At 59.2% G+C, this 16,325-nt stretch carries 15 protein-coding genes; 4 read left to right on the top strand and 11 right to left on the bottom strand.

Translation table 11 applies throughout. From position 1 onward, the window contains the following. Positions 1-17: 17 nt before the first annotated feature. Positions 18-569: a hydrolase gene (locus B6S08_RS10680; RefSeq protein ID WP_094200790.1), complete on the top strand. Its 552-nt coding sequence runs from the start codon at positions 18-20 to the stop codon at positions 567-569. Between the two features lie 113 nt (positions 570-682). Here B6S08_RS10680 and B6S08_RS10675 read toward each other — a convergent pair whose 3' ends face one another. Next, positions 683-2,107, bottom strand: coding sequence for an alanine/glycine:cation symporter family protein (locus B6S08_RS10675; protein WP_094200841.1), 1,425 nt, complete (start codon positions 2,105-2,107; stop codon positions 683-685). Between the two features lie 207 nt (positions 2,108-2,314). On the opposite strand from B6S08_RS10675, the gene tal reads away from it, so the two are divergent. From tal to B6S08_RS10660, 3 genes are all read left to right on the top strand, one after another. Next, positions 2,315-3,268, top strand: a complete 954-nt coding sequence (gene tal, locus B6S08_RS10670; protein ID WP_094200789.1) for a transaldolase — start codon at positions 2,315-2,317, stop codon at positions 3,266-3,268. Between the two features lie 247 nt (positions 3,269-3,515). After that, complete coding sequence (locus B6S08_RS10665) at positions 3,516-3,704, top strand: DUF3545 family protein (RefSeq protein WP_094200788.1); 189 nt, start codon at positions 3,516-3,518, stop codon at positions 3,702-3,704. Between the two features lie 201 nt (positions 3,705-3,905). Continuing rightward, the gene (locus B6S08_RS10660; RefSeq protein ID WP_094200840.1) at positions 3,906-4,091 is read left to right on the top strand and encodes a DUF3545 family protein; all 186 of its coding nucleotides are present in this window, start codon (positions 3,906-3,908) and stop codon (positions 4,089-4,091) included. 15 nt (positions 4,092-4,106) lie between these two features. Here B6S08_RS10660 and ung read toward each other — a convergent pair whose 3' ends face one another. The 10 genes from ung to B6S08_RS10610 form a co-directional block, all read right to left on the bottom strand. Beyond that, positions 4,107-4,793, bottom strand: coding sequence for a uracil-DNA glycosylase (gene ung, locus B6S08_RS10655; protein WP_094200787.1), 687 nt, complete (start codon positions 4,791-4,793; stop codon positions 4,107-4,109). A gap of 98 nt (positions 4,794-4,891) precedes the next feature. Next, positions 4,892-5,761 carry an acyl-CoA thioesterase II gene (gene tesB, locus B6S08_RS10650; RefSeq protein ID WP_094200786.1) on the bottom strand — a complete coding sequence of 290 codons (870 nt, stop codon included), beginning with the start codon at positions 5,759-5,761 and terminating at the stop codon, positions 4,892-4,894. Between the two features lie 166 nt (positions 5,762-5,927). After that, on the bottom strand, positions 5,928-7,157 hold the full coding sequence (gene serA / locus B6S08_RS10645) for a phosphoglycerate dehydrogenase (RefSeq protein WP_094200785.1): 1,230 nt from the start codon (positions 7,155-7,157) through the stop codon (positions 5,928-5,930). A gap of 194 nt (positions 7,158-7,351) precedes the next feature. Then, positions 7,352-8,053, bottom strand: a complete 702-nt coding sequence (locus B6S08_RS10640; protein ID WP_094200784.1) for an SIMPL domain-containing protein — start codon at positions 8,051-8,053, stop codon at positions 7,352-7,354. A gap of 142 nt (positions 8,054-8,195) precedes the next feature. Continuing rightward, positions 8,196-8,681, bottom strand: a complete 486-nt coding sequence (locus B6S08_RS10635) for a hypothetical protein (RefSeq protein WP_094200783.1) — start codon at positions 8,679-8,681, stop codon at positions 8,196-8,198. Positions 8,682-8,698: 17 nt separating this feature from the next. Continuing rightward, complete coding sequence (locus B6S08_RS10630) at positions 8,699-11,491, bottom strand: retention module-containing protein (RefSeq protein ID WP_094200782.1); 2,793 nt, start codon at positions 11,489-11,491, stop codon at positions 8,699-8,701. 303 nt (positions 11,492-11,794) lie between these two features. Then, on the bottom strand, positions 11,795-13,702 hold the full coding sequence (locus B6S08_RS10625) for a bifunctional diguanylate cyclase/phosphodiesterase (RefSeq protein ID WP_094200781.1): 1,908 nt from the start codon (positions 13,700-13,702) through the stop codon (positions 11,795-11,797). Then, positions 13,699-14,334 (bottom strand): transglutaminase-like cysteine peptidase, encoded by a 636-nt coding sequence (locus B6S08_RS10620; RefSeq protein WP_240919751.1) that lies wholly within the window; start codon positions 14,332-14,334, stop codon positions 13,699-13,701. Before B6S08_RS10620 ends, B6S08_RS10625 begins: the two co-directional genes overlap by 4 nt. A 53-nt stretch (positions 14,335-14,387) precedes the next feature. Continuing rightward, complete coding sequence (locus tag B6S08_RS10615; RefSeq protein WP_094200779.1) at positions 14,388-14,987, bottom strand: OmpA family protein; 600 nt, start codon at positions 14,985-14,987, stop codon at positions 14,388-14,390. A 15-nt stretch (positions 14,988-15,002) separates the two neighbouring features. Then, positions 15,003-16,316 (bottom strand): TolC family outer membrane protein, encoded by a 1,314-nt coding sequence (locus B6S08_RS10610; protein WP_094200778.1) that lies wholly within the window; start codon positions 16,314-16,316, stop codon positions 15,003-15,005. Positions 16,317-16,325: the final 9 nt, after the last annotated feature.

The following is a 16,325-nucleotide window of genomic DNA, read 5'->3' as shown; positions in this document are numbered from 1 at the left end:
TTAACAAGGAGAAGATTATGCTGATGCATCCCGAGAAGGCCGCCCTGCTGGTGATCGACATTCAGGAAAAACTGGTGCCCGCCATTCACGACAGCAATGGTCTGGCCGCACGCGCCGGCTGGCTGATTGAGGCCTGTCAGGTGCTGGGCACTCCCACCCTGTTTACCGAGCAGTACCCTCGCGGCCTGGGTCACACCCTGCCAGCCCTTACCTCCCTGGTGAAGCAGCCCGAGGTGGTGGACAAGGTGCATTTTTCCGCCGTGGCCGGCGGTTGTGTGCCCGAGCACTGGCAGGATCGCAGCCAGATCATCGTATGCGGCATGGAAACCCACGTCTGCGTGCTGCAAACCGTGCTGGAGTTGCTGCAGTCGGGCAAGGCGGTTTTTGTGGTGGCCGACGCCGTGGGCAGCCGCAGCGAGGAAGACCGCCACCTTGGCCTGGAACGCATGCGCAGCGCCGGCGCGCACATCGTCAGCCGGGAAATGGTGGTGTTTGAACTGATGCAGCAGGCCGGTACCGACACCTTCAAGGCCATCAGCAAACAGTTTCTGGTGGGTGAACAGCCTTGATCCAAGGCGTAAGGCGTAAAATGTAAGTGTTTGGAACCTAGCCCGGCCAGCATGAAGGAAGCAGGTTGTGATGAGCGAAGCACATCACAACCTGCAGGCCCTAATCCCTCGAGTTACTTCTTTTTATCCCAGATCCCCTCTTCCAGCTGGCTGTGCAGCTCGGGGTATTTGCTGGCGTCAAAGGTGGGCAGCCGGCCCAGCTTGCGCTGGTCGTTGTAGTCCTTTGCCAGCTTAATCACCACGCCGGACAGCAACAGTATGGCCACAAGGTTGATCAACGCCATCATGCCCATGGAGGTATCGGCCATGGCCCAGATGGTGGGCAGTTCACCAATGGAGCCAAACATGACCATGCCCAGCACGAACAAGCGGAACACCAGCAGCCCGGCCGGATGGTTGTGCTCCAGGAACACCAGGTTGTTTTCGGCATAGGCGTAGTTGGCCACTATGCTGGTAAAGGCAAAGAACAGGATGGCAATGGCGATAAAGATATTGCCCCAGTCGCCCACCTCGTTGGCCAGCGCCTTCTGGGTCAGCTCAATGCCGGTGACGCCGGAGCCTGGCTCAAACTGGCCCGAAAGCAGAATGATGGAGGCGGTACAGGTACAAATCACTATGGTGTCGGCAAAGACCCCCAGCATCTGCACATAGCCCTGGGACGCCGGGTGCGGCGGATAGGGAGTGGCCGACGCCGCGGCATTGGGCGCCGAGCCCATGCCCGCCTCGTTCGAGAACAGGCCGCGCTTGATGCCGTTAATGAGCGCTTGGGAGATGGCATACCCCATGGCACCGCCACCGGCCTGCTCCAGGCCAAAGGCCGACTTCACTATCAGCGCCAGCACGCCGGGCAGTTCGGTCAGGTTCATGGCCACCACCACCAGGGCGATCAGCAGATAGGCCAGCGCCATAAAGGGCACCACCAGCTCGGCAAAGCGGGCAATGGTGCGCAGGCCGCCAAAGATAATCAGCCCCGCCAGTACCACCAGCACCAGGCCGGTAAGCCACTCGGGCACGCTGAAGGCAACCTGCATGGCGGCACTGATGGAGTTGGCCTGCACGGCGTTGAATACCAGGCCAAAGGCGATGATGAGAAATACCGCAAACAGCACGCCCATCCAGCGCATGCCAAGGCCCCGCTCCATGTAGTAGGCCGGGCCGCCTCGGTAGTTGCCGTCATCGTCCTTGACCTTGTAAAGCTGGGCCAGGGTACTTTCGGCAAAGGCCGTGGCCATGCCGATAAGGGCAATCAGCCACATCCAGAAAATGGCACCGGGGCCACCCAGATAGAGCGCCACCGCCACCCCGGCCAGGTTGCCGGTGCCCACTCGGGCCGCCAGGCTAGTACACAGTGCCTGAAACGAGGAAATGCCCGCCTCATCGGACTGGCGGCTGTGCCGCAGCACCGAGAACATATGACCAAAGTGGCGGAACTGGATCAGGCCCAGCCGCACGGTAAAGAAAATGCCCACGCCCAGCAGCAGGTAGATCAGCACGGATCCCCACAGCAGGTTGTTGATAAAGGCAATAAAGGAGTCCATGAGCACCTCTAGCGTCAAATCAAAATTCATGGCCTTCATTTACATGAGTTCCACGCGAAGCGGCGCAATGTACCACAGCCGCACGCTCGAGCCGAGTGAGCCGGATCACAGCGGCCGGCCATCAGGCTTCCCTGGACCAAGGCCAATGACTTTCGAGAGTGTTAAAACTAGAATATAGCGCTAAACATCACCCTGAAGGACCCGTTCATGGCCAACAAACTCGAACAACTGCGCAAGCTGACCACTGTGGTCGCCGACACCGGCGATATCGACGCCATTCGCAAGTATCAGCCCGAAGATGCCACCACCAACCCGTCCCTGATCCTGAAGGCGGCGCAGATCCCCGAGTACCGCCCGTTGCTCGAAGACGCCGTGACCTGGGCCAAGGCGCAGAGCCAGGACGCCGACCAGCAACTGATTGACGCCTCCGACAAGCTGGCGGTGAACATTGGCTGTGAAATTCTCAAGCTTATTCCCGGCCGCATCTCCACCGAGGTGGACGCCCGGCTGTCATTCGACACCGAAGCCAGCATTGCCAAGGCCCGCCGTCTGATCGCCCTCTACGCCGAGGCCGGCGTGAGCAAGGAGCGCATTCTGATCAAACTGGCCTCTACCTGGGAAGGCATTCGCGCCGCCGAGGTACTGGAGCAAGAAGGCATCAACTGCAACCTGACCCTGCTGTTCAGCTTTGCCCAGGCCCGCGCCTGTGCCGAGGCCGGCGCCTACCTGATCTCTCCCTTCGTGGGCCGCATTCTGGACTGGTACAAGAACAACACCGACAAAAAAGACTACGCCCCGGCGGAAGATCCCGGCGTGCTGTCGGTCACTCGCATTTACAACTATTACAAGCAGCACGGCTACAACACCGTGGTGATGGGTGCCAGCTTTCGCAATACCGGCGAAATTCTCGAGCTGGCCGGCTGTGACCGCCTGACCATAGGCCCGAACCTGCTGGAAGAGCTGAGCCAGGCCGAGGGTGAGGTCGTGCAGAAACTGCAGGATCAGGGCGCCACGGCAGCCCGCCCGGCCCCACTGACCGAAGCCGAGTTCCGCTGGGAGCAGAACCAGGACGCCATGGCCACCGAGAAACTGGCCGAAGGCATTCGCAACTTCGCCATCGATCAGGGCAAACTGGAAGACATGCTCACGGCGATGATTTAATCGCCTGTTATCTGTAGCACAGGCCGCCGGCCTGCATGAGCGCCCGCAAGGGCGCTTTTATTGACGGTTGACGCTACGCGTCAGCAACCCGAACGCCACTCTGTCTTTCCCATCCCTCTCTTTTCTCGCATAAACTCCCGCCATTTGCATTGCAACTTAATAAAAGTGCAACAACCACATTCTAATTTATAACCTGTTGTGATATATGAACTGCGACTGCAACTGATAACCAACAGGAGGGAGCCCCATGGAGAGGTCACGCTTCGATCAGGATTTTGTGGTTGAAAGGTCCCCGCGTACTGCGCGCGAGCCGGCCAAAAAACGTAAATGGCGGGAAATTGAAGCCCTTAAGGACAAAAGGCGTTTGCAAGAAGAACTTCAGCAACTCGACTGTACCTTCGAACTTGATGCCATGGCCGAAGAGCTGAAACTGTAAAAGAGCACGAACCATAATTCAGGCGCCTTCGGGCGCCTTTTTATTATCCGTTAAATACCGCCCGCCCCTCTTCCATATTGCCCCATTAAAGTCTTCGCCCACTTCATCCGTTTATCCACATTGGCGCCATGGATTATGCCGCCTTGAATGATTTTCAAGGCGGTCGACAAGTTGAAACAGACGTTGAACAAGGGGCTACCCATGCAGAAACTGATATTTGGTCAGGACCAGGGGCATGAAAAATATTCACGCCGGACCACAGTTGAAACAAGCAAGGAGCGCAAATGGCGGGAAATTGAAGCCATTATGGAAAGGCGCCGCCTGAAGCAGGAATTACAGCAACTGGACTGCGCATTTGACGGCGACCTGGACGGCCTGGAGCTGTAGACATGCCCTATCCCATCAGGGCGCGGCTGGCACCTCCAGCGGCAGCTGCCATTCGATGGGGGCTTTGCCCTGGCGCTCCAGTAACTGATTGGTGGTTGAAAAGTGCCGGCAGCCAAAAAAGCCCCTGTGGGCCGACAACGGGCTGGGGTGCACCGCGGTCAGCACATGATGGCGCTGACCGTCGATATGACGGCCCTTTTTCTGGGCATGGCTGCCCCACAGCAAAAATACCACGCCGTCGCAGTGATCATTCACCGCCTGAATCACCCTGTCGGTAAAGGTTTCCCAACCCAGTTTGGCGTGGGAATGGGCCTTGCCCCCTTCCACCGTGAGCACGGTATTAAGCATTAAAATCCCCTGCCGCGCCCAGGACTCCAAAAAGCCATGCCGGGGCGTTATAAAGCCGGGAATATCGCTTTCCAGCTCCTTGTACATATTGCGCAGCGACGGCGGCACCCGCACGCCGGGGCGCACCGAAAAGCACAGACCATGGGCCTGTCCCGGCCCGTGGTAGGGATCCTGCCCCAGCATGACCACCTTGACCTGCGACAGTTCGGTCAGCTTGAGGGCATTAAACACCTCGCTTTCTGGCGGATAAACCACCTTGCCCGCCTCGCGGGCGGCCGCTACCGCCTGCATGGCCTGCCGAAAATAGGGCTGCTGTTTTTCCGGCCCGATGACCTCACTCCAGGTTTTACTCATTTCAGGTATCCAGTATTCAAAATGTATCGGATTGTTGCCTGGCAACAATTGGCTGGCTGCTTGTCAGCCGGCAAGATTGCCCTTGGGGCGTTGCGGTATTATTGCTTGCCGCTGCGCGAACGGATCAGGCCTTCCTGCATGGTGGTAGCCACCAGCCGGCCATCGCGGCTAAAGAGTTGCCCCTGTACCAGGCCACGACCGGCCACGGCCCGGGGGCTGTCGATCACATAGAGCACCCAGTCGTCGAAACGAAAATCGTCATGAAACCACATGGAATGATCGATGGTGGCCACCTGCAATTCCCGCTCCCAGAAGGAGCGGCCATGGGGCATCAGCGCCGTGGGCAAAAAGTTGAAGTCTGAAGCATAGGCCAGCAGATATTTGTGAATGCGGGCATCATTCGGCAGGGGACCATTGGCCCTGAGCCAAAGGCAGCGCCTGGGCTCGGCCTTTTGCGGGTTAAGAGGATCCACGAAATTGACCTGACGCATGTCGATGGGGCTGCCCGACAACAGTTTTTTGCGCAATTGGACCGGCACCCGTTCGGCCTGGGCCGCCAGCCGCTCGTGCTCCGGCACCAGATCTTCCGGTCCGGCCACCTCGGGCATCAGCGCCTGATGCTCAAAGCCCGGCACCGGCTGCTGAAACGAGGCAGTCATGTAGAAGATCGGCTTGCCGTACTGCAGCGCCTGCACACGGCGGGTGGAGATGCTTTTGCCGTCACGAATGTTTTCCACGTCGTAGATGATGGGCCGGTTGACGTCCCCGGGACGCAGAAAATAGGAATGAAAGGAATGCACCGGCCGCTCCGGGTCCAGGGTGTATTTGGCCGCCGCCAGCGCCTGCCCCATCACCTGACCGCCAAACACGGCGCCAAACCCCAGATCCGCACTCTGGCCCCGATAGAGGCCGTCGTCCAGTGGCTCCAGCGCCAGCAGGGTCAACAAATCTTCCAGTGCTCTGCTCATGTTGTTATCCGTTTGAATATAACTCCCGTCACTTCGGCCCGGGCCGAAGCCCGCGCTGCCGGCAACGCAAATGTTGGAACTCGCTTCGCTTATTCGCAACCTACAAAAAATCTTACCATTAAAAAAGGGGCTTGCGCCCCTTTCACATTCTCTGTCGGTCGTGCTGTCAGTGCAGAATTCGAGCGCGAATGGTGCCGCTGATGGCCTTGAGTTTTTCCAGGGCCTGTTCGCTCTGGGCGGTTTCCACGTCGATCACCACATAACCGATTTTGGGCGAGGTCTGCAGGTACTGGGCCGCAATGTTGATGTCGTCCCCGGCAAAGGCCTGGGCGATCTGACTGAGAATGCCCGGCTTGTTGTGGTGAATGTGCAGCAGGCGGCTGGTGCCGGCATGGCTCGGCAGTGATACCTCAGGGAAGTTCACCGCCGACAGGGTGGATCCGTTGTCGGAATACTTGATGAGCTTGCCCGCCACTTCGTAGCCGATGTTTTCCTGGGCTTCCTGAGTGGAGCCGCCAATGTGCGGGGTCAGGATCACGTTGTCAAACTCGCGCAGCGGGGAAATGAACTCCTCGTCGTTGGACTTGGGCTCCACCGGGAATACGTCGATGGCCGCACCGGCCACGTGCTTGCTGGCCAGGGCCGCCGCCAGCGCGTCGATGTCGACCACGGTGCCCCGTGATGCATTGATCAAAATGGCACCCGGCTTCATCATCGCCAGCTGTTCGGCACCAAACATGTTTTTGGTCTGGGCGGTTTCGGGCACGTGCAGCGACACCACATCGGCCATGTTCAGCAGCTCTTTCAGGCTGGCCACCTGAATGGCGTTGCCCAGCGACAGCTTGTTCTCGATGTCGTAGTAATACACCTGCATGCCGATGCCTTCGGCAATAATGCCCAGCTGAGTACCGATGTGGCCATAGCCGATGATGCCCAGCTTCTTGCCACGGGCTTCAAAGGAGTGGGTAGCGGTTTTCTGCCATTCACCCCGGTGGGCCTTGGCGTTGCGCTCGGGAATGCCGCGCAGCAGCAGCAGCAGTTCGCCCAGTACCAGCTCGGCCACGCTGCGAGTGTTGGAGAAAGGCGCGTTGAACACCGGAATACCGCGAATTTCGGCGGCACTCAGATCCACCTGGTTGGTGCCGATGCAGAAACAGCCGATGGCCACCAGCTTGTCGGCGGCGTCCAGGACCGACTCGGTCAGCTGAGTGCGGGAACGGATGCCCACAAAGTGCACATCCTTGATGCGCTCTTTCAGCTCGTCTTCGGCCAGGGAAGTCTTGAGGTAGTCGATGTTGCTATAGCCAGCGGCCTTGAACGATTCAACGGTGCCGGGGTGTACGCCTTCCAGCAATAAAATTTTGATTTTTTCTTTTTCGAGGGAATAGTTGGCCATTACCGGGGTCCTTTATGACAACTGCTTGGGTTTTGCCATAAAGTATCAAAAACATCGACTTTAGGGAATTTTTGCCATCAAAGTCACGTTTTTTTAAGTTATAAATTTTTTTTTAATAAAAGTAAGTAAGGAAAATCAAGGCAATCAGAGGGCGCAGCCTCGTCTCCGCCAAGGGACGAGGCCGCGCATCAGGGTTAATTCAGGGTGTAGACCACCTGTACCTGATCGGTAAATTCAATCTCGTTCTGCTGATAGCTCTCGGGAGCGGCATCGGCCATCATGCGGGCCGCACCAAGGGGCCGCGGATGCACCGGAGACTGGCCCGCATACTCAATGGCATATACCTCTCCCAACGCGAGTTCAAAGCCACCGGCCAGCTCGCCGGCCAGAGCCCTGGCATCGGCAATGGCGGCTTGGCGGGCCTTTTGCCGGTAGGTCTCGGACTCTCGCACACCATAACGAATATGCTGCACGTTCTGCACCCCCTGGGCCAGGGCGGTGTCGATGGCCTGGCTCAGATTGTCGAGCTGATACAACCGCACGGTCACGGTGCGCTCGGCCACATAGCCCTTCAGCTCGCGTTCACCATTTTTGGGGTAATGGTAATCCGGCCGGGTGATCAGGTTGCCGCTGTCAATGTCCGCCTTCTTAATGCCAAGGGCACTGAGGCCGCTGAACAGCGCCGCCACTCGAGTATCCACTTCCTGCTTGGCCTGGCGGCTGTCCTTCTTCAGGGCCGTCACCGCCAGCTCCAGGGTGGCCATGTCGGGGGCCACGCTTATGCTGGCTTCCCCCTGAGTCACCAGGTGGGGGGCATCGGGAACGGCAATGGCAAATGCCGCCGAGCTGAAGAGCAGCGGCAGGCTTAGCAGGGCGGAAGCAGACAGATTTCGCATGGTGATCCTCTTGGTGTTGATGATCGATAAGGCAGCCACCGGCGTAACGCGACAAGCACCGATTTATCGGGTCATGTGCGTTTAACGGCACAAAACTGGCCCGGCTAACGCCGGGCCAACAAGTGACATGGCTGGTAATATCTCATTCGGGAGGACTATACACTGAGAGCCAGTTGATAACATCGTCAATCAGGTCGCTGTTCAGTGCGGCTGTGTCGGTTATGGTCGCAGAGGCAAACAGATCGGGGAGTTCGCTGCTGAGCAGAATGTCGTCCAGGGTCAGGGCTTCGGCTGAGTGGGCAGCCTCATCATTCGAAGCAGACAGGGCCGGCGGTGGCAACCGCATGGCCTGGGCCGTGAGGGGAGACAGCGGGCTCAGGCCCGCTCCTTTTTCATCCACCAACAGCACCGCCCCCAGATCGCTCTCTCCCGCCAGCAGCCAGTCCTGACGTTCAAAGTCGATGGTAAAGGTGCCGCTGGCTTCCCCTTCCTGATTATACAGCTCCACGCCGTCCAGCACCGGCCCCGCCAGTGGCCAGGGGGCACTGATGCCGTCATCCACCAGAATGTCCTGTCCGTTCCAGTGGTAGCCGACACCTTGCACCAGCACCGAAATTACCTTGGCCATGGCTCACCTCCCTCACATCAGGTTTTATCAACCTGCAACGACTGATCATCCACCATGGCCTGCACCAGATCGGCGCTGCCGGTTACTCCGTAAAGATCCATCAGGTTGGTGTCTTCAAAGCGGATCTGCTGAGTGCCATCACCATCCCCCTCGGGTGAGACACTGAGCAGGGTGTCTTTCCCATCCTGACTGAAGGTCAGGTAATCGGACAGATTGCCCGCCTCTTCTCCCGACAACAGCTCGCCCAGGTCAATCACATCCACGCCCTTTTCAAAGTCGGTAATGGTATTGAGGGAATTGAGGTCGGTTTCGCTGAAATGGAAATGATCGTGCCCGGCACCGCCACTAAGCACATTACTGCCCAGACCCACGGCCAGCAGATCGTCGCCACCGCCCCCCAGCAGCACATCGATATCACTACCGCCGTGAAGGGTGTCGTTGCCATCCAGCCCCTGCAGGTGCAGCTTGGCACTGCCTGCACTCGCGAATACATCGCTGCTCGCCGTGCCGCTCTGATGATGGGTGCCGGTGTCAATCTCCACACTCAGGGGGCCGCCATGATGCTTGCCCTCGCAGTCGGTCAGGCTCCATTCAAAGTCGAGATCCTTGCCCTTCCAGTCGCCGCCGTCGGCAAAATAGCCGGCATTGTGCAGCTCAAACTCGTAGCCGCCGTCAATCTTCATGGTAAAGGTGAACAGCTTGCCCCAATGTTCCGCGCCGGGAGCAAACTGGGCCACCAGTTGCTCACCGATGTAATCACCGCCATCAAAGAGATCATGTTTCTGCCAAACCACCTTGTCGGGGCAGTTCTTCCAGGAAAGGTTAATGCCGGGATCCGTATCCCCCATGTCGATCAGCAAATCCGCCGCGGCCAGTGCCTGGGCCCAGATGCCGGCAAAGGTTGCCGCCACATGAGGCAGACTGATGTGATCAATCCAGTAATGGAAGGGAGGGCAATGGCCATGTCCATGATCATCGCCGTCGTCGTGCCCGCCACCGTTGTCGCCACCATCGTCGGGGACGTCGCTGTCGGTCACGGTAATATTGAGGGTGGCGCTGCTGGTGTCGCCGTCACTATCTTCCATGGTGTAGGTAAAGCTTTCGGTAATGTCTTCGTCCACATCGGCGGGGCCGCTGTAGGTAAAATCACCATTGGAATGCATGGTCAGGGTGCCGCCACTGTCGGTGGGTATGTCCACCGAGCCGCCTTCGGGTACCTCATAGGTGGTATCACCATAGGTCACCGACACCACCCGGCCAGGGCCATCGGCCCCAAAGCTGTCGTTGTCCAGCACATTGCCCGATACCTCACTGGGCACGGTGTCCTGCAGGGCCGCATCCAGCTCTTCGGGGTCCTCAATAATCAGGGTGGTGTCGCCGCTGTTGCCCACCTTGTCGAGCTCATCGCGGGCCTCGGGACTGTTTTCCCCTACCCCAACGGCAATCACGTCAATGCCGTTGTCATCCACAAAGCCCTGCCATCCCTCGGGCACATCGCCCCGGTTGGGCTCGCCGTCGGAAATAAAATACACCTTGTGCTCATACTCCGGCTTGTCGGCCACCTGTTCGGTCAGCAGCTCCTGGGCGTCTTCCAGCGGATCCTGGTAATTAGTCCAGCCCTCGGCGGTAAGCGAATTGATATGGGCGATGGCCTCATCGGCGGTCATGTCCGCCAACACCATCTTGGTCTGGGTGCCGAAGTCGATCACGCTGATATTGAGCTTGGAAGAAATGTCGCGATAGCTGTTGATAAGGTTAATCAGTGCCTGCTTGGCCAGCGCCAGCCGCTCCCCTTCCATGCTGCCGGAGGTGTCGATGATCAGCATCAGGTTATAGCAGGGCTTGCCCGACTCACCCACGGTAAAGGAGTCGGCCTCGGCCATGGGACCGTCGTCGTGCACGTTGACGGTCAGCCCGGCGGTAGCCTGATCGCCGTCGTCATCGGTCACTCGAATTTCAAAGTCGTCGGGAAGGGTATCATCGGCGCCGGTTTCCCCTTCATTGGGGTGATCCACCGCGCCATTGAGATCGTAGCGCCAGCGGTAAACGCCGTCTTCCACGGTCACCGTAAGGGTACCGTATTTTCCTTCAATCACACCGCCGCCGGTCACATCCACCCATTCACCACCGGGCAAACGTATTTCCACCCTGGCCAGCTCGTCGTTGCCGGTGTTGATATCGAAATAACCGGTGCAGCTTTCATTATCGCTGTCGGGGTTGCTGCCGTTGGGCAGGGCGCTCTCTTCCACAAAGGCGGTGTTATTACCGCCGTTGCCGCCACCATTGCCACCGCCATCATCGGGCGGTGTAAGGGGCGGATCGATCACCACCACCAGCACGGGAATGGAGTCGTCCAGGTTGCGCTCCGGCAAGGCCTCAATCACGAAGTCAAAGGGTTGACTGGCAAAGGTGGTATCGAACCCCGCCTCGGCCAGCAGCGCATCGCCGGTGCGATCCACCACCACAAAGCCGGCATTGCCACTGCCATCGGCATTCACCTGACCTGAGGCCGGATTACCGGCGGCCGGGGCCGCAAACAACTTGGTCGGGTCAAGGCCTGCCAGAATGGCGGCCTGAATGGCTTCGGCTTCTTCTGCCGCGGTTTCATTCACCGCCGGCTGGGCCGACATGGCATTTTTCGGTGCCTCGCCATAGACGATGCCGGAGTTTTCGTCGGTCAGCAGCAGGGTGCCCGCAGGAATGACCTGGCCGGCACTGACCGGAGTAACCGTTCCATTCTGTGAGATGATAAAGGCCTGCCCCTTAAGGCTGACCACCTGTACGGTACTTTCGATTTTTGTGGTTTTCATGGTTCCATCCCTGTTACTGCCTTGCTTGTATTAAGGCTAGGGGCGAAACCCGGCGGGTTCCTGCGCAAAATTTAGCCACCCACAATGCGGATTGCAGCCAATCCTTTCTAAAAAACTGAAAGGTTTATTCAAGTGAATCCAAAGGGGCCGTGAGCCTGGCTCGTCCCCCGATTCGAACGGCGGCCTGAAGTCAGTGCTGCTCATCGGCACAAAGCGAGGAACCATGACCCATGGCAATGGGCTGACGTCTTCGAGGGAGGAGGCCACCGAACATGAGTGAGAAATGTTTGCGAAGGTTGATAGTCAGCAGAGGCGGCCGGGAGGACTGACGTAGCCCTGGTAGGCGTCGATATGCAGGCTCCTCAGGCGATCCACCTGCTGCCCGGTTTCCACGCGAGTGGCAATGGTGAGGGCGCCCATGCCGTGGGCGGCGCGGCACACGGCAGCGAGAAAGGCGTCGTTATAGTCGGGCTGCAGCACCTGGCTGGTATAACCGTGATCCAGCTTGACATAACGCGGCCGAAACCGCCCCAGGTGCACCAACAGGTCGAAGTGACGACCGAAGTGGTCCACCCCCCAGGCGGCCTTGAGCGAGGCCAGCGGCGCTATCAGCCGCTCCCAGCCAAAGGCAAAGGCACTTTCCGGCAGCTCCAGAAACAGCCGGTCCCGTACCGCCTCGTAGCGCTCCAGCACCTGGGCCAGCTTGCGCCAGAATCCGTCCTGATGGCAGCTTTGCCGCGTCAGGTTTACCGCCAGTTTCAGCTCGGGACGGTTCTCCAGCATGCGCAGGGCGCGGGTCACAATATGCAGATCCAGCCGCTCCCCCAAGCCGAACTGCTCCGCCACCGGCAAAAAGTTGTCGGCACCAAAGGCGATGCCGTCCTTGCGAATGCTGACAAACACCTCGTCGTGGCAGCGCTCGCCGGCAAAGTCCATCACCGCCTGTACGCTCAGTTCGAAATCATCGTGCTCCAGCGCTTCTTCCAGCAGTTGCTTCCATTCCAGCCGGCCCAGCCGCTCCCGTTGTTTGTGCGCTTCCACCACCACGCCGGTTTCATCCATGCGTGCCCGGTTAAGGGCATGATCGGCCCGGGTCAGCAGGCGGCCGATTTCATCCCCGGGCTGCACCAGGGCAATGCCCACCCGGGGCATGTCCCTGTCGTCATCGGGATCCTTGACCAGTTCGGCAATCTGCCGGTTGATGGTTTCGCCCAGCTGGCGCAGGCCGGCGGGCTCGGTTTCGTCGAGCAGCATGGCGTATTCGGTGGCGGAAATGCGCGCCAGCACATGCTCGCCATGATCCCGGCACAACTGGCGCAGGTTTTTGCCGATCACCCTTATCATCTGATCCCGAGCCTCAAAGCCTTCTTCCCGATACAGCCGGTCCAGCGCTCCCGCCGACACCAGCACCACGGCCCCACAGCGATCGTCCCCCAGCCAGCTCTGACTCTGGGCCATAAAATAGCTGCGGTTGCCAAGGCCGGAGGTATGATCCACAAAGGCGCGGTGCCGCAAGCGCTCGGCCTCGGCAGCCTGCTCCTCAAACTGAGCCTCCAACTTGCCGGCCATGCCGTTGATGGCCGACACCACTCGGCGCAGCTCCCGGGTGGCCGGCAGCGGAATACTTTTGCCAAAGTGATGTTGCTCTATTTCATGAGCCTGCTCTTCAATGCTGTGCAGGGGCTTGAGCAAATGCCGCAGGGCCAGCACCAGCAACACCCACACCAGTACAAAACTCAGTGCAAACCAGGTGGCCAGCCGGCTCATGCCCCGCCACAGCTGAAAATAGGCATGGCCGGTGTGTCCTTCCACATACAGCTGGCCCAGCTGCAGCCAGCCCGAGGTAAGCACCGCCTGGTGGCGGCCGCCTTCAAATAATTCCAGGTCCGCAAACCAGGCCGGCACCCTGCCCGGTGGAGTGGCGTTCTCTCGGGAAATGGTTTTGTTTGAGGCCAGCAGGCGCAACTCCACTTTGCGGTAATAACCGCCGTCGAACACGGCATTGACCACCGACTCGGCGCCCACGGCGTCGTCGCTTTCCAGATAGGGAGTCAGCGCCAGCCCCAGGGCGGTGACGGTGTTGATCACCATAAACTCCTGCTGCTGGGCAAGATAACTGCGGGTGGAGCTGAACTGCACCGAATAGGCCGATACAAACAGCAGCGCAAAGAGCAGCAGCATGGTGAGCAGTAGTTGCCGGTACAGGGTCATAATCCATCATCCAGATTGATTGCCGGTCGCTGCAGCCGGGTGTGCTCAAGCCTGCTACGCAACTCGTTCCATAACGACAGACGCGAAGACGCTCCGGCCAGCTCGCCCCTGCCTCTTTCCTTCATCAGCCACAAGTGCTGACCGTTAAAACTGTATATGGGCGCCAGATCGGTGCGCGCCGTAGCCGGCATGATGGCTGGCTTTAAATTGTCGAGGATAAGCGGCACCGCCGAGGGCGTGGGGTAATAGGCCACCACCATATGAAACTGGTTCAGCTCCAGCGCCTTGACATAGACCAGCCTGAGCTTGTCGTCGGGCAACCCCAGCTCACGCAGGGAGAAATATTTGGCCAGACTGAAGTCCTCGCAGTCCCCCCCTCCCGCACCAATAAACTCCGCAGGTGTGGCCCAAAAATCCTCTTCGGCCCAGAGTTCAATATCGTCGATAAACACCAGGCGGTTGAAAAAGTCGTTCACTCGCGCAATGGCGTCCAGCTCGCTCCAGCCGGCGGCCTGCCCGGTTCTCACCAGCCGGCGCCATTCTCCCAGCCGGCGTCCCGCCGCCTCGCCATAAAACCGCTGCACACTCAGGCGCAGACTGCCGTCTTCTTCCTCCAGCGACCAGGCTGGCATGCCAAACAACACGCCCAGCAGCGCCAGCCCACACAGCCGGTGATAAAACGGCCTCATTGCTCAGAGGGCGACTCCATGCTGTATACGTTCCAGCGCATTCTCACCCCTTCCCGCATATTGGTGAGCGCGCCCACCACTCGGCGGTTGGCGGCGGCCGACTGCTCGTCGTCCCCCATCAACAGCGGCTTGCTTTCGCCGTAGCCGATGATCTCCAGCCGTTCGCCCGGCACCCCTTGCTGCATCAGCGCCCGACGCACCGTCTGGGCCCGCCGCTTGGACAACGCCAGATTGTATTCCGGCGTACCCACCCGGCTGGCGTGGCCCTCCAGCAGCAGTTTGAGATCCGGATTTTCGGCCATAAAGGCGGCCATCTGGTTGATTTCACTTTGGTACTTGGGAGTAATATTCGACTTGTCGTGGGCGAACAACACGATAATGTCTTGCTGCAGCACACGGTTCTCGTTGCCCTGACAACCGTCGTTATCTACCGAAGCATTCAGGGTGGACTCCAGGCAGTTGTCCCGGGCGGTGATCACCCCGTCCCTGTCCATATCGGTAAGATCATATTCGGGCATGGTTTCCCGCTCCGGCTCGGCAGTCACAGAACAACCTGCCAGCGGCAACATCAGGGCCAGTAAAATCCATGGTTTCATCAGGCTTCTCCTTATTTATTCTGATTCCTGCCACTGCTCGGGCTGGGTAAAGCGCAGCGCCTCCAACAGGCGGCCCGAGGCATTCATAATGCGGTATTCCGCCAGCAGCTGATCGTATTCGGCATTAATGTAGGAACGGCGCGCCTCAAACAATTCGTTTTCGGTGTTGAGCACGTCCAGCAGGGTACGACTGCCCAGGGAAAACTGTTTCTTGTAGGCATCCACGGTGTCATAACTCGACTCCACATGGCGCTGCAGAAAGTCCTTCTGCCGACCCAGCGATTCATAGGCCGCCCAGGCCAGGCGCATGCCTTCCTCCACCTGGCGGTGGGCATTCATGTGAATGTCTTTGGCCTGCATCTCCAGTGCCGAAGTAGAGCGGCTGCGGGCCAGATCGGCGCCACCGTTAAACAGGTTGTAGCGCATGCGCACCATGGCGGTGAAGTCGTTGTTGTGGCCTCGCACCCCGTCAATGTCGTCATTCCAGTTGCTGTCCAGCTCGATATTGACGGTGGGGTAAAAGCCCGATTTGGCGTCTCTGTGCTGCTGGTGCGCCGCTTCCACATCAAAGGAAGCCGACATCAGTGTGGGGTGATTGTCCTTGGCCTGGGCCAGGGCGTCTTCCAGGGTAGGTGGCACATAGTTGGCATCGGGCTGGGGCTGGCGCAAATCCCCGGGCATTTCGTTTACCAGGGAGACAAACTGGCTCTGGGCGTCCCGCAGGTTGTTTTCCGCCGCCGTCATGTTGGAATAGGCCCGCGCCACCCGGCCGTTAATCTGGTTGAGATCGGCGGTGGAGCCCACCCCCGAGCTGGTGCGGCGCTGAATGTCCGACAGGATCTGCTCATGGGTGCTCAGATTGCGCCGCGACAGCTCCACGATCTCGTCCTGGCGCAGTACGTCGAGATACACTTCGGCCACCCGCAGGGCGATGTTTTCCGCGTCCGACAGCAGCGCATAGCGCTGGGCGTCCGCTTCCGCCTGGGTACGGTGCACATTGCTGGGGGTCTTAAAGCCGTCAAACAGCATTTGCCGCAGCGACAGCCCGGCTTCCTTGCGGGTCAGGGTCTTGTCTGTTCTGGCATCGCCGTCGCGCACGCCCGGGCTGTCGGTGTATTCATAACCGATGCCGGCATTGGCATCCAGGGTGGGCAGATAGCCGGCAAAGGCCTCATCATGTTCGTATTGGCGGGACTGGTAGAGGTGAAAGGATTCCTTGACCTTGGGGTGTGTCAGCAGGGTCTGGGTGACCGCTTCCTCCAGTGTTTGCCCGTGGGCCGGCAGCACCATAGCGGCACCCACCAGCACTGCAATCGCCGATTTTCTCATTGTTTTTCT

It is taken from the genome of Oceanimonas doudoroffii (assembly GCF_002242685.1).
Classification (GTDB): Bacteria; Pseudomonadota; Gammaproteobacteria; order Enterobacterales; family Aeromonadaceae; genus Oceanimonas; species Oceanimonas doudoroffii.
The sequence above is the reverse complement of the archived record's forward strand: the minus strand, read 5'-3'. Positions and strand labels throughout refer to the sequence as shown.

Excerpts from the sequence above, each read along its gene's own strand:
- B6S08_RS10680 (WP_094200790.1), top strand. The coding sequence starts at position 18 with ATGCTGATGCATCCCGAGAAGGCCGCCCTGCTGGTGATCGACATTCAG.
- B6S08_RS10675 (WP_094200841.1), bottom strand. The coding sequence starts at position 2,107 with ATGGACTCCTTTATTGCCTTTATCAACAACCTGCTGTGGGGATCCGTG.
- tal (WP_094200789.1), top strand. The coding sequence starts at position 2,315 with ATGGCCAACAAACTCGAACAACTGCGCAAGCTGACCACTGTGGTCGCC.
- B6S08_RS10665 (WP_094200788.1), top strand. The coding sequence starts at position 3,516 with ATGGAGAGGTCACGCTTCGATCAGGATTTTGTGGTTGAAAGGTCCCCG.
- B6S08_RS10660 (WP_094200840.1), top strand. The coding sequence starts at position 3,906 with ATGCAGAAACTGATATTTGGTCAGGACCAGGGGCATGAAAAATATTCA.
- ung (WP_094200787.1), bottom strand. The coding sequence starts at position 4,793 with ATGAGTAAAACCTGGAGTGAGGTCATCGGGCCGGAAAAACAGCAGCCC.
- tesB (WP_094200786.1), bottom strand. The coding sequence starts at position 5,761 with ATGAGCAGAGCACTGGAAGATTTGTTGACCCTGCTGGCGCTGGAGCCA.
- serA (WP_094200785.1), bottom strand. The coding sequence starts at position 7,157 with ATGGCCAACTATTCCCTCGAAAAAGAAAAAATCAAAATTTTATTGCTG.
- B6S08_RS10640 (WP_094200784.1), bottom strand. The coding sequence starts at position 8,053 with ATGCGAAATCTGTCTGCTTCCGCCCTGCTAAGCCTGCCGCTGCTCTTC.
- B6S08_RS10635 (WP_094200783.1), bottom strand. The coding sequence starts at position 8,681 with ATGGCCAAGGTAATTTCGGTGCTGGTGCAAGGTGTCGGCTACCACTGG.
- B6S08_RS10630 (WP_094200782.1), bottom strand. The coding sequence starts at position 11,491 with ATGAAAACCACAAAAATCGAAAGTACCGTACAGGTGGTCAGCCTTAAG.
- B6S08_RS10625 (WP_094200781.1), bottom strand. The coding sequence starts at position 13,702 with ATGACCCTGTACCGGCAACTACTGCTCACCATGCTGCTGCTCTTTGCG.
- B6S08_RS10620 (WP_240919751.1), bottom strand. The coding sequence starts at position 14,334 with ATGCCAGCCTGGTCGCTGGAGGAAGAAGACGGCAGTCTGCGCCTGAGT.
- B6S08_RS10615 (WP_094200779.1), bottom strand. The coding sequence starts at position 14,987 with ATGAAACCATGGATTTTACTGGCCCTGATGTTGCCGCTGGCAGGTTGT.
- B6S08_RS10610 (WP_094200778.1), bottom strand. The coding sequence starts at position 16,316 with ATGAGAAAATCGGCGATTGCAGTGCTGGTGGGTGCCGCTATGGTGCTG.